Here is a 12,076-nt window from a genome sequence, read left to right on the forward strand (position 1 = left end):
TCGCCCGCTCAGGGCTGTTTGCTGGCGATGACGTGCTGGATGTGGACGAACTCGCGGAACGACATCGGGGCGCGGCGTTCTATCTTCTGTTGGACCTCGGTCGGGTCGAGGTCGAGGGCGTTGTCGAGGTCGGCCGCGACCGTCTCGATGTCCATCACGCCCGTCGTCATCCCGAGCAAGAGGTGCTCGCAGGCCATCGTGACGACCGTCTCCGGGTCGGCGACGCCGTCGGCCAGCGACAGCACCTCGGCGGCCTCTTCGAGACTGAAATCCTCGGGGAGGTTCCCCTCGGCCAGTACCTTCACGCTCGCCCTGTCCAGCCCGGTCGATCCGGTGACCGTGTCGATACCGACCGCATCGACGACGTCGGCGAGGTCACCGGCGTACTCGGCTTCGAGGTCGGCCGGTGACAGACCCGATACGTCCATCCGCTGTTCGTGGAACATGACGGGACGCTTCGGTTGGCCGGTACAAGGATTTGCTGCATCCGGTCGACGCGTTCCCGTCTCCGGTCGAACCACTCCTGGCGTCGTCGCGTGGCGGCCACACCGTCGGCCCGAGACACGGCCACCCCGGCGAGCGCTCGTCTGCGTTGCCGTCGAAGTCGCCGACGCCGTTCTTGCCGGGTGGGACCACCACGAACACGCCGACCCGGTTATCGAAGGTGACGCGGTCGGCCCTGCCGAGGCGCTCTCGGACGCCGTCGCCGTCGAGGTCCACCGCGACGGCCCCGCCGTCACGGCTGTAGACGAACGACCCACCGGGGTCGCCTGGGCCACCCTGACGTGCGCGGACGGTGAACCGGGCGTAGGTTCCGCGCACGTCCACGACCCAGACGTTCACCGTCGCGACCCACGAGTAGAACGGGACGAGCGGGAACCCGGCGAACACGGCCAGCATCGAGTCGTTCCCGTACCTGGACGCTCGTGCCGCGCGGTCGAGCTGGGCCGCGCTCGCTGCGTTCGCCGCTGTGACGAGCGCGTCCTGCTTCGCCCGGAGGAAGCCGACGGCGTCGGCGACGGCGGCTTCGTCGGTTCGGGCGGTCTCGGACCGGACCGCCTCACGTATCGACACTCGCGCGAGGACGGTCAGTTCGTCCCGCCAGCGGGCGGTTTCGGGGCGTGCCGACCGAGCGAGGGTGGTCTCGGCGACCGCCGGGGCCAGCGAGCCGTTCACCGCGGCCTGTGCTCGCCCGCCGGTCGTCGGCCACCGGTCGAGCGCAGCGTCGACGGCGTCCTCGGCCGCTGGTCGCGTGAGGTCGGTCTCGGCGGCGAGGTCAGCCGCCACGCGGCCTTGCACGCCCGAGAGCGACTCCGTGACCGAGTCTTCGAGGGCGGCTCGCTTTCGCCGGGCGGTCTCGTTCTCGACGAGTTTCGTCGCGACCTCCATCGCCACCAGCGCCCGCGTCGCGACCCGAAGGTCGACCGACGAGGGGTCGGTGTCCCTGGTCGTGTGGTCGACCGCCGTATCGGCTACATCGCCGTAGGGAACGGTGAACAGGTTCTGGTTCCGTGCGACGAGTGGGTGGTAGCCCGCCGACTGGATGGCGGGTGCGCGCTGGCGCTCGACCTCGTTCAGCACCAGGTACGATGGCACACCGTCGACGTCGAGTTGTACCGGACCGGTCGGGCCGCCGTGGCCGAATTTTCGGGACTCGGGGACCGTCGCCCGTTTCTGGGCCGTCATCGTCGCCGAGAGACCGTCGAGCGAGAGGCCGAACCCCCCGAGGACGCTATCGAGACCGCGACGGCTTCGGGTGGTCGTACTCGCGCGTTCACGGAGTTCCGCGCGGACGTGTTCGAGGTAGGCGACGCGGACCGCGATTCGGGCCCGCTCTAGGACGCCATCGTACCGGGCCGGTGCGTCGACCAGACGTGCCTCCCGGTCGCTGACTCGTTGTGCGAGGTCGGCCGCCGGTGTCGCCTTCGTGACGAGGTCGCCGCGAGCGCGCTCGACCGAGTAGTTCCGGACCGCCTCGCGGAGTGTGGGGAGGCCGCGGTACACCGCGGCCTCGATTCCTGCCGGTGGGTCACCGTACAGCCGCGTCTCGGTCTCGTCGAGGTCGCCGGTGACGGCTCGGTTCGCGAGGGCGTCGGGGCCGCCGCGGGCCGTGACGAGGTCGCCAGCAGCGGCCCGCACGCCGACGAGGTTGCCGCCGCCAAGCGGCCCGGGACGGTCGAAGACGCCCGCGATGGGCCGGTCAGGGCCGTCGCTATCGGGAGCAGGGTCCGCGACGACCGCGAGGCCGACACGGAACCGGCTGCCGTGGGTCGCTCTCGTCGTCCGGGTCGATGGGTCGCTGTCGTTCCACGGCGGGGCGTCGGAGCGGTTCCCGGTCTTCCAGCGCCACCTCGTCGTCCGGGTGACGGTGACGACGCGTTCGTACGACTGGAGTCGTGACCACCCGTTCCCGGGCTCCGGAACGTCGGCGTCGCCCCGGTGGACGGTCGTCGTCTCCGATTCCCACGTTCTCACCAGTTCCCAGTCCGGGCCCGGGGAGATGGGGTCCGGTTCTGGGTCGTGTGCGACGCGAGTCACCGAACTTCGGACGGACACGTCTGCGCTGTAGGTCTCGCGGACGATTTCTGCGAGCGAGCGAGCCACGGCTCCGTCGCCTTCGTCGGCCAGCAACGCCCGAAAGGCGTCGTCCGCGCTCTCGTTGACCCCGACACGGAGCGGGTCGCTCGCGGTCGTCGCCGGTGTCGTCGGGGGCGGGATATCCGGGCCAGCGTTCGCCAGGGTCCCGCCGGGGTCGCCGAGGACGAGGTCGAGCCACTGCGAGGGTGACATACCCGTCTCGGCTTGCTGGACCTGGCCGAGGACTTCCGTCGCGAGGATACGGGCCCGGGCCCGCCCGAGTGCTCGTTGTCCCGCGTCGTCCGGCCGACCGAAGCTCCCCTTCTGTGTGGCGAGTGCGGCCTCGTTCGCCGATAGCGAGACGTACGACGACGAGAGGACGTTCGCGACGACTCCGCCGTCCTTGGACTTGCTGCTGGCCGTGCTGGTGCCGTACTGGAGGTAGCCCCGCGCCCAGGCCCACGCGTAGAGGCGGGCGGCGAACTGCCGACCGAAGCCGGGTCCCTCCGTCGGCCCCCGGTTCAGCCGCGCTTCGAAGTCGGCCACGCGGTCGTGGACGAGCAAGACGGGTGTCACAGCCGTGAACCGGACCGTTCGCTCCTCCACGGCCACGACCCTGCCGCCGACGCGCACCCTGACGGTGACGTTCTCGATTCGCACCCGCATGGTCCCGTCGCCCGTCCGCCGGAGGTGGACGCGATTCTTCGCCAGCCGGGCCGTGGTCGGGTCGGAGATGAGTGGCAGCGTCGCCGTCGCACGGGCGTTCCCGATGCGGACGTCCACTTCCGAAAGCGCCGTCTGTGCCTGCCGGTAGATTCGGAGTCGAAGCGCGTCACGGAAGGGTGTCGAGTCGTTCAGCATTCGGCCGTAGGGCGTGTCCGCCGGTGACAGGACCGGGTTCGCGCCAGCTTCGACGCTCGCCCGTCGGACTGCCCCGCGGAGTGCGGTGTTCACTGCGGCGTCGGCGCGCTCGGCCGCGAGGTCGGCCTGGGGTGTCGTGCCGCCGGGGTCGCGGGTCGCGAGCGTTCCGACCAGCGTGGCGCTACTGACCAGCAACAGCACGCCGACGAGGGCGAACGGGACCCGCGCTCGCTCGTCGTCGGCGAGCCTCACGCGGACCACGTCCTGACGGTGACGACGACGGTTCCGGGTGTGATTGCAGCGGCGGCCTCGGCTGGCGAGTCGTACCGAGCGCGGAGGGACGGTTCGACCCGACTGGCGAGCGCCGCGGTCAGGCGCTGGTTGGCGCGGTGGGTATCCGCCTCGGCGAGGGTCCCATCCAGGTCGGTCCCGAGCAGCCGCGCGACACGGCGGTACCGGTACGCTGTCAGACGGTCGGTGGGGTAGTCCCCGAGCAACGCGAGGTGGCTCCGGTCGGGGGGGAACAGTGTTCGGACCGTCGCGCTGGCGGTCCGGTACGCGAGGCCGTTCCAGTCGTCCTCGGCTGGTCCGGCCGCGGCTGTCACCCTGACCGCGAGGGTCGCCGCGTGCACGTCGGCAGTGGCCGGGGGCGCGTCGCCAACGACGACCTGCCCACGAACGACCTCGCCGGTCGGGCCCCACGTCGCGACGACCTGCCAGTCCCGGTCGAGCCCGGCGAGTCGCCGCCGGGTCGCGTTCGCCACTGCTCGCTCGAAGTCGTCGCCAGCGTGTGCGATGGTTCTCCCGTCGACGGTCGCGCTGGCGACGGCAGCCCGCGCGAGCAGGTCGGCGAGCGAGCCGTGGGCCTGTCGGTCGAAGACCGGACCCCCGGTCTCGGGGAAGGGGACGAGCGACTGGTCGGCCCGGCGGGCACCGGGCGCGAGCGAGTACTCGACCGTGGCGGTCGTGGCCCCGACGAGTTCTGCGGCGTGGTCCGCGCTGGTTGCATCGGGTCGGTCCGGTCGCTCGGCGGCCACGACCACGAGCACGCTCGCCGAGACGAGCAGCAGGCAGACGGCCACGTCGAGCACGGTGCTGACGGCTCGCGAGTCGCCGGAGCGAACGTCGGCACGGCGACGCCTCACGTCCACACCTCCACTCGCAGCCTGCCGCTGACCACGACACCCGGTTCGAGGCGGACGCTGACCGGTCGAACCGCGGTCGAGACGTCCGGCGGCGCGGCCGGACCCGTACGCCAGCGTTCGCCCGCGGCGGTGAGCGTGACGGCGACGTGGTAGCCTTCAGGGCCGGTCGCAGCCGCGGCCGCGAGATTGGTTGGGTCAGCGACCCCGTTCGGCGCGACGGCGGCGTGGGCCTGCCGGAGCGTCGGTTTCGCGAGGTCGCGGCCAGCCACGCTGTCGCCGCCGTCGACCCGCGCCAGCGTCGAGTCGAGGCTCCCGGCGAACAGCGCGAGACCGACGCAGACGGCGAAGACGGCGACGAGGGCGGCCGACGGCTCCAGTTGTGCCCGGGATTCGTCGCCGACGGAGCGCTCGGGCGGCAGTTCAGACATCGACCAGCGTGACATTCGTCTCCTCCCAGTGGACGCGAGTGACGAGCAGTCGGTCGTCGGCGGGTCGCCAGCCAGCGGTTCGCGCGTCGGCGCGTTCCCGGGCTGCCGAGACGGCTCGGCCGAAGGCGGTCGGTGAGTCGAACACGCTTTCGGGTGGCGTCCCGGTAGCGACCCGGTGAAGTCGCGTGCCGGCGCTGACGGGGACGACGGGCCCGAACGCGAAGCTCGCGTGGCTCGTGCCGCCCGCGTTTCGGAGCGAGAGTCGGGTCGGACCGAGGCGAACCGCACTCGCGTCGATGGGGTGTTCGGCCGTCGTCGGGTAGGAGGCGGCCGCGACCGCGTCGACGGTGTCGGCGGCGGCACCCGCGTCGGGTGCCGGTCTGGTCGGAAGTTCGACGGCGACACCCGCGACGGCGAGGCTCGCCGCCGCGAGGCCGACCCAGCAGTACCACGCGTCTATCTGGAGGTCTGGCATGCCGGGGTTGGCCGCGGGTTCGTACTTGAACTGTGGGTTGCTGGTCGTGGTCGTTCGCGAATCTGGTATCCGCTGTGCTGGTATCTGCTGTGCTGGTATCCGCTGTGCTGGTATCCGCTTTGCTGGTGTCCGTTGTGCTGGTGTCCGTTGTGCTGGTGTCCGCTGTGCTGGTGTCCGCTGTGCTGGTGTCCGCTGTGCTGGTGTTCGTCTGGTGAGCGCCGTCTCGGTGGGTGGTGACGACGAGCAGGCTACTCGCGCTGGTGGAGATGGAACCGCCACCGCACGGCACCGCTCCGCACCACGCCCTCCCCAGCCGACTCCCTCCGCTTCACTCCGCTCCGCTTCGTTTCACTTCGGTCGTCCCTCGCGCGGCCTTGACTCGCGGCTTCGCTGGCGCGAAGCACGGCTCGCCAGCGCGCGCCACGGCGGAAAACTCCCCACAGATTCACAGCACCGTCCCGGCGGCCAGAAACGCCCCCAGGTACACCAGCGCCGCGGTCGGGAGGGCGCGCCCGACCCGCACGCCGACGAGGGTCCGGTCCAGCCCGTGCTGGAGGCCGGTCGCGAGCACGGTGAGGACGACCGAGAGCAGGAGGACGTAGGCCCCCACCGCGAGGCCGAGGTCGGCCGTCGCGAGGGGTGGGGCGGTCGCGGCGGCCGAGTCACCGCCAGCGAGGGCACCCGCTCTCACACCTGCACTCCCGCCGAGTCGCATCCCGTCGGCGAGCGCGACAGTCGCCCCGGCGACCAGCGGCCCGAAGGTCGTCGCAGTACTCCGGAGGGTGCCGGTGACGCGGGCGAGGTCGTGCTGGCACTCGCGTTCGAGGTGCTGGAGGTCCTCCAGGTGGTCGGCCATCGAGACGATGGCGCGGCCCGCCGGAGCCCCCTCGTCGGCCGCCAGCGCGAGCAGGGCGGCCGTACTCCGGGCGCGCGGACTCGGCACCGTGGCGAGCGCGCCGTGCTCGCCGAGGAACGCCTCGCGGACGCCCACGCGGAGCTGTCGCTGGCGGCGGCAGGCGTCCGCCAGCACGTCGCCGGTCGCTCCCGCGACCTCGCCAGCGGCGTGTCCCAGCGCGGCCTCGACGGCCTCGCCCTCGGCGACTCGCCGGCCGGTCAGGTACAGGGCGTCGACGAGGTTCGACTCGACCGCCTTCGCGTGGTCTCTGACGGCGGCGACCGGCCGGTACCAGACCGAGAGCGCGACGCCGAGGGCGACTGCGGGCGCGACCAGCGGGACCGTCCAGTCCGGTGCGACCAGCGGGACACCGAGGACCGCGGCCAGCAGCGCGCCCCCGCCGGCCGCCAGCGCTCGCCAGGGCCGCGATGGAACGTCGGGGTGGGCCCGTGAGACCGTCGGCGGCGGGAACGCGACGGGCCGCCGGGTGAACAGCCACCCGCTGGCGACCAGAAGTCCGGCTGGAAGCACCCCGTCGTAGACCGCCACGAGCGCCCCGAGCGTAACCGGAACGCCGGCGACCCGGGCAGCGGGGAGGACCGCGACGAGCGCGAGCGGGAGCAAGACGCCGAAAGCGTAGATGCCGGTGACCGGTCCCTGCACCCTCGCGGCGAACGTGGCGAGGCGGTCGCGGGTCCCCCGGAGGACGGCCGTCATCGCCCGGTCGAGGGTTCTGGCGCGCTCGCCAGGCGGCGCATCGGCGGCCGCTTCGACGAGATCGAGAGCGCGCCGGAGGGCGGGGACGGTGTCGCGCCACGCGGCGACGAACGAGCCGAACCCGGTGTCGCCGGTTCCGGCCGCTCTGCGGACGTGGCGGGCGAGGCTGGCCGCCAGCGGACCGTCGTCGCTCCGGGCAGCGAAGGCAGCCGCGCCCTCGGCGGTCGGTTCGACGTGCATCCGGAGGACGGCACGGCCGACGAGGGCCGGTGCGTCCCCGAGCGCGGCGGTCCGGCGGAGTGACGCCAGCACGCGTGGTGTAGAGTGGACCGCGTGTGCGAGGGCGAGGCCGGTCGCCAGCGCGACCAGCGGGACCGATACCGGGTCGAGGCCGAGGCTCGCGCCGGCGACCGCACTGAGCGCCCCGCCGATGGCAGCCGTCGCGTAGCCCCCGCGAGTGACTGTCTCCGGTGAGAGGTCGCTCGCGAGGAACGCGAGTGCCTGTGCGAGGTCGTCGCTCGTGTCGACTGGCCAGGGGTAGGCGCGGGCGAGTGCCCGGATGGCCCCCGCGGCGAATCTTCTCAACACGGTGCCCCGGGCAGGTCTGTGGGGTCGGTTCGGCCGTCGGCGACCAGCGCGGCAAGCCGGTCGGTTCGGTCGGTAAGGTCGGCCCGGACGTCGGCGTAGGACTCGGTTGGGCCAGCGAGCGAGGCCACGAGGGCGCTCTCACCGCGGTCGATGCGACCAGTGGGCGCGAGCGTCAGCTCGTCGAGTGCGAACAGTGACTCGAAGTGGACGCCGTCGGCTCCGGCCCGCACCTCCTCGATGCTGGTGACTCGCCGCTCGGTGCCCGCGTCGGTCTCGATGGGCCGGCAGGTGACGACGAGGTCGGTGACGCCGAACGAGGACTCGGGCACACCGAGGTCGGCCACGACGCGTTCGCGGACGTCCGCCCCGCCGTCGCCGTGGATGGTCCCGAGGACCGCGCTCCCGCTCGCCCCGACCCGCATCGCCTCGTAGAGGACGCGGGCCTCCTCGCCGCGGACCTCGCCCACGACCAGGGCACCCTCCCCGAGCCGCAACGCGGTCCGGAGCGCCTCGGCCGGGGCGACGCTCGGTCCGTCACCCGTCGTGGTGTGGAGGGCCTGGACGTCGCGGCCGCCGGCCTGGAGCGCCGAGACGGGGAGTTCCGGCGTATCCTCGATGACGACGGTCCGGGTCTGGTGCGGGAGTTCCCACAGCAGTGCCCCGAGCGTCGTCGTCTTGCCCGCACCGCGGGTTCCAGCGACGAGCACGGCCGCAGCGCGGTCGACCGCCAGCGAGAGGAACGCGGCCGCCTCCGCGGTGAGGCTATCGGCGGCGACCAGTCGAGGGAGCGTCCAGGCGTCGCGCCCGTTCCGGCGGAACGCGAACCCGTAGCCGTCGCTGACCGGGGTCGTGACGCCCGCGACGCGGACCGGGTCACCGGCCATCTCGGCCGTCGCGTCGAGTGTCGGGTTGGCCCGGGAGAACGAACGCCCGCTCTCCTGGCGGAACCGGGAGGCCAGTGCACCCGCCGCGGCAGGGGTGAGCCGGACGTTCGTCGGCATGGTGTGCCCGCCGGCGGTAACCCGGAGCGGCGTCTCCGTGACGGGCGCGGAGGCGAACACGTCGGAGACGGCCGGGTCGGCGAACAGGTCGGTGAGGACGCCGAACTCCCGGGTGTGTTTGCGCAAGACCGCGGCCAGCGTTTCGACCGGTGCCGACTCGTCGGCGACTGCCCTGACGGCCCGCCCCGGTGCCCGTGCCGCGCCCTCGATTCGACCGTCCGCGAGGGACGCGTAGGCGTCGGCCAGCGTCACGAGGTCGCTCTCCGAGAGTCGAGATTCGACCGGTTCGAGGTGGTAGGACCGCCGTCCAGTCGCGTCTTCGTACTCCCGGACGGTCGCGTCGGTGCTCGTCTCGCGCGTGGTAACGAGCGTGGCACCCGGCGGGAGGTCGGTGGCGACCCGGGCCTTGCTGACGGGCGGCCCCGAATACGGTCGCAGGGCGTCGTCGTAGCTCGATTTGCGGGCTGCGAGGAGGGCGAGACCCGTCTCCGCGACGATTGCCGAGACCGGGCCAGTGCGGGCGGTCGCGTCGGCCGCGGCGCGCAACGGGTCGGTCCTCGCTCGCCCGGCCAGCACCGGGTCGTGGAACGCGACCGCGTCGGCGAACCGGCCGGCGGCGACCAGCAACGCGGCCGTGTCGTCCTCGTAGGCGCGCTCCAGTCCGTCCGCCCTGACGACCACGCTCTCGGCGTCGCGGGTTTCCAGTGCGCCGATGGCGGCGGCCCGACAGTCGGGGTCGGCCGCGAGGTCGCCGCCGGGACAGTCAGTCGCGTCGAGCACCAGCCGGTCGCCCTCGAACGAGGTCACACAGCCACAGGGGTCGTCGGAGTCGTCTCCAAGCAGCGAACGCAGGGACATACCCTCGCTGGCCGCGGTCTCGGATTTAAACTCGGAGATTGGCTGGTTGGACGACGTGGGTGACGGCGGAGTGTTCACCCGATGTGGCGCGCGCTGGCTCGCGGGCCGAACGGGGTGAGGCCGCGAGTCGATAGCGCGCGAGGGGCGACCGGAACGGAGCGAAGTGGAGTGGAGGGAGTCGGCTGGGGAGGGTGTGGACGGTGCGGAGTGCCGGCCGGTGCTGGCGGTGCAGGGTGCTGGGCGGTGCTGGCGGTGCAGGGCGGTCATCGCCACCAGCGCGAGTGAGCTGTTCGTCCACTCACACACTATCGTTCTTCCTGACCTGCAGGTCGTCTCGGAGAGCCCGGAGAACGACCGTTGTCACAGGCGAGCGACGTGGACACCATCCGCCCCGAGCGTGAGAACCAGCCGATACTCGTCGCTCCCCTCCAGAACCAGCGGCCGCTCCTGAGGAGTGTGAAGCGCGACGGCAACCCGAACGTGCCGAACTGGGCCGCCAGTCAGCCGATACGAGAGCACTCGCGGGTCCGGGTCGCCTGGCGTCCCGCCGACCGTGACCCAGTCGACCCGGCGAGTCGTCCAGCCCTCGGCCGGCAATCGAACGGTCACGACCCGCCGGGCACCAGGCCCGGCAGTCCGGTCCTCGCTGGCGACCAGTCCCGCTGCTGCACGGTCCAGCCGCGCGAGGTCGGTCGACACCTGCTGGTCGCTCCGGTGTGCCCTCGCGTCGTCCAGTGCGGGCGCGGTCACCGCCAGCAGTGCCACTGCGAGAACGACCGAGAGGACGGGCCGGAGGCTCACAGGAGTTCCCGGACGCGGGCGACGAGCCCCTGCCGGTCGCGGTCCTCGTCGGGGTTCGGAATCGTGTACGGGTCGGCCTCCTCGTCTGCCGCGGCCGCGCCGGCCGCCGTGTCCGCCGCTCGCGGGGACGTGGCCGAGGAACGGTGTCGGGTTCGACCGGGCGACCACTCGGCGGCCAACGCGGCGTCCGGTTGGCTGCCCGGTTGCGCGTCACGCTCGGTTAGGTCCGCTTCCACGTCCTCGACGCGCGCTTCCAGCGACTCGACCGCCGCCAGTGCCCCGTCGGCACGCTGCTCGACGCGCTCGTTCACGCTCCGGACGTTCCCGGCGTACCCCCGGAGCGCCTGGACGGCGGCCTCGAGTTCGGCGACGGTCGTCTCGACCTCGTCCAGCCGGTCGGTGAGCCGGGAATCAGGTTGAGTGCTATCACGTGTCTCGGTGCCGGTGGTCCACTCGCCCCCGGTGGCCGAGTCGGGACCGTCGACCCCGACGCCCCCCGGCACGGAATCGTCGTCTGTGATGGCACGCTCGACCGCCCGCAGCCGGTCGTCCAGTTGGTCGGACATGTCTGCCATGGCCGCGGGTTTGTATTTAAAGCCTCAGTCGGAACGTTTTACCTCCCGCTCTGCGGATGCCGATAGTATGAAAGTCGTCCTGATCGGTGTCGGACAGGCTGGCGGGAAGATTACCCAGGCGCTGGCCGAGTTCGACTACAACATGGACTTCGGTGCGGTGCAGGGTGCCCTCGCGGTCAACTCCGCGCACGCCGACCTCCAGAACCTCGACATCGACACCCAGCTCGTGGGCCAGGACACGGTGAAGGGCCACGGTGTCGGCGGTGACAACGAACTCGGTGCACAGGTGATGCAAGACGACGCCATCGAGGTGATGGACAGCCTCGACGGGAAGATAACGGCCCAGGCCGAGGCCATCTTCGTCGTCGCGGGACTCGGCGGCGGCACCGGCTCCGGTGGTGCGCCGGTCCTCGTGCGCGAACTCAAACGCGTCTACGACATCCCCATCTACGCGCTCGGCGTCCTGCCCGGACGGGGCGAGGGAGCGATGTACCAGGCCAACGCCGGCCGCTCGCTGAAGACACTCGTGCGCGAGGCCGACGCGACCATCCTCGTCGACAACGACGCCTGGCACGACGCCGGCGAGTCCATCGAAGGCGCGTTCGACACCATCAACCAGAACATCGCCCAGCGCATCGGGCTGTTGTTCGCCTCCGGCGAAGCGGTCGAGGGCGTCGGCGAGAGCGTCGTCGACACCTCCGAGGTCATCAACACGCTCCGCGAGGGCGGTATCGCGTGCATGGGCTACTCGAGCGCCATCTCCGGTGAGACGGCAGAGGACAACATCAACGCCGTCACGAGCGTCACCCGGTCGGCGCTGTTCACCGGGACGAGCCTCCCCGACGCCGTCACGGCGGACGCGGCCCTGCTGGTCATCGCGGGCCGTCCCGAGGCGATTCCACGGAAAGGCGTCGAGCGTGCTCGGCGCTGGGTCGAGGACCAGACCGGTAGTCTGCAGGTTCGCGGCGGTGACTTCCCGCTCGATTCGGACCGTATCGCCGCGCTCGTCCTGCTGGGTGGTGTCGAGCGCTCACCCCGCATCGAGGAGTTCATGGAGCGCGCTCGTGAGGCCCAGAAACAACAACAGAAAGAACCCGAAGACCACGCCGCGAACTTCCGAAACGACGACCTCGACGACCTGTTCTGACCGGGACT

10 protein-coding genes are annotated in these 12,076 nt (G+C 71.8%); 1 reads left to right on the forward strand and 9 read right to left on the reverse strand.

The annotated features are described in order from the left end of the window. Positions 1–8 precede the first annotated feature (8 nt). The 9 genes from ACSC1R_RS09770 to ACSC1R_RS09810 all read right to left on the reverse strand — a co-directional run bounded on the left by ACSC1R_RS09770 (position 9) and on the right by ACSC1R_RS09810 (position 10,912). Positions 9–446: a DUF5791 family protein gene (locus tag ACSC1R_RS09770; RefSeq protein WP_439025556.1), complete on the reverse strand. Its 438-nt coding sequence runs from the start codon at positions 444–446 to the stop codon at positions 9–11. Next, complete coding sequence (locus ACSC1R_RS09775) at positions 376–3,690, reverse strand: DUF7286 family protein (protein ID WP_439025557.1); 3,315 nt, start codon at positions 3,688–3,690, stop codon at positions 376–378. Before ACSC1R_RS09775 ends, ACSC1R_RS09770 begins: the two co-directional genes overlap by 71 nt. Then, positions 3,687–4,583 carry a DUF7284 family protein gene (locus ACSC1R_RS09780; RefSeq protein ID WP_439025558.1) on the reverse strand — a complete coding sequence of 299 codons (897 nt, stop codon included), beginning with the start codon at positions 4,581–4,583 and terminating at the stop codon, positions 3,687–3,689. The genes ACSC1R_RS09775 and ACSC1R_RS09780 overlap by 4 nt, the downstream gene beginning before the upstream one ends. Beyond that, entirely contained in the window at positions 4,580–5,011 is a 432-nt protein-coding gene (locus ACSC1R_RS09785) for a DUF7285 family protein (RefSeq protein ID WP_439025559.1), read from the reverse strand. Before ACSC1R_RS09785 ends, ACSC1R_RS09780 begins: the two co-directional genes overlap by 4 nt. After that, a complete protein-coding gene (locus ACSC1R_RS09790) occupies positions 5,004–5,486 on the reverse strand; it encodes a DUF7283 family protein (RefSeq protein WP_439025560.1) in 483 nt (160 codons plus the stop codon). Before ACSC1R_RS09790 ends, ACSC1R_RS09785 begins: the two co-directional genes overlap by 8 nt. A gap of 445 nt (positions 5,487–5,931) precedes the next feature. Further along, positions 5,932–7,686, reverse strand: coding sequence for a hypothetical protein (locus ACSC1R_RS09795; RefSeq protein WP_439025561.1), 1,755 nt, complete (start codon positions 7,684–7,686; stop codon positions 5,932–5,934). Then, positions 7,680–9,545, reverse strand: a complete 1,866-nt coding sequence (locus tag ACSC1R_RS09800) for an ATPase, T2SS/T4P/T4SS family (protein WP_439025562.1) — start codon at positions 9,543–9,545, stop codon at positions 7,680–7,682. Before ACSC1R_RS09800 ends, ACSC1R_RS09795 begins: the two co-directional genes overlap by 7 nt. A 360-nt stretch (positions 9,546–9,905) precedes the next feature. Further along, entirely contained in the window at positions 9,906–10,346 is a 441-nt protein-coding gene (locus tag ACSC1R_RS09805) for a DUF7311 family protein (protein WP_439025563.1), read from the reverse strand. Next, positions 10,343–10,912: a DUF7310 family coiled-coil domain-containing protein gene (locus ACSC1R_RS09810; protein ID WP_439025564.1), complete on the reverse strand. Its 570-nt coding sequence runs from the start codon at positions 10,910–10,912 to the stop codon at positions 10,343–10,345. The genes ACSC1R_RS09805 and ACSC1R_RS09810 overlap by 4 nt, the downstream gene beginning before the upstream one ends. A gap of 76 nt (positions 10,913–10,988) precedes the next feature. Here ACSC1R_RS09810 and ACSC1R_RS09815 point away from each other — a divergent pair, with 76 nt between their 5' ends. Further along, the gene (locus ACSC1R_RS09815; RefSeq protein WP_439025565.1) at positions 10,989–12,068 is read left to right on the forward strand and encodes a tubulin/FtsZ family protein; all 1,080 of its coding nucleotides are present in this window, start codon (positions 10,989–10,991) and stop codon (positions 12,066–12,068) included. Positions 12,069–12,076: the final 8 nt, after the last annotated feature.

The sequence above is a fragment of the Haloarchaeobius ordinarius genome (assembly GCF_051801355.1).
In the GTDB taxonomy this organism is placed as follows: domain Archaea; phylum Halobacteriota; class Halobacteria; order Halobacteriales; family Natrialbaceae; genus Haloarchaeobius.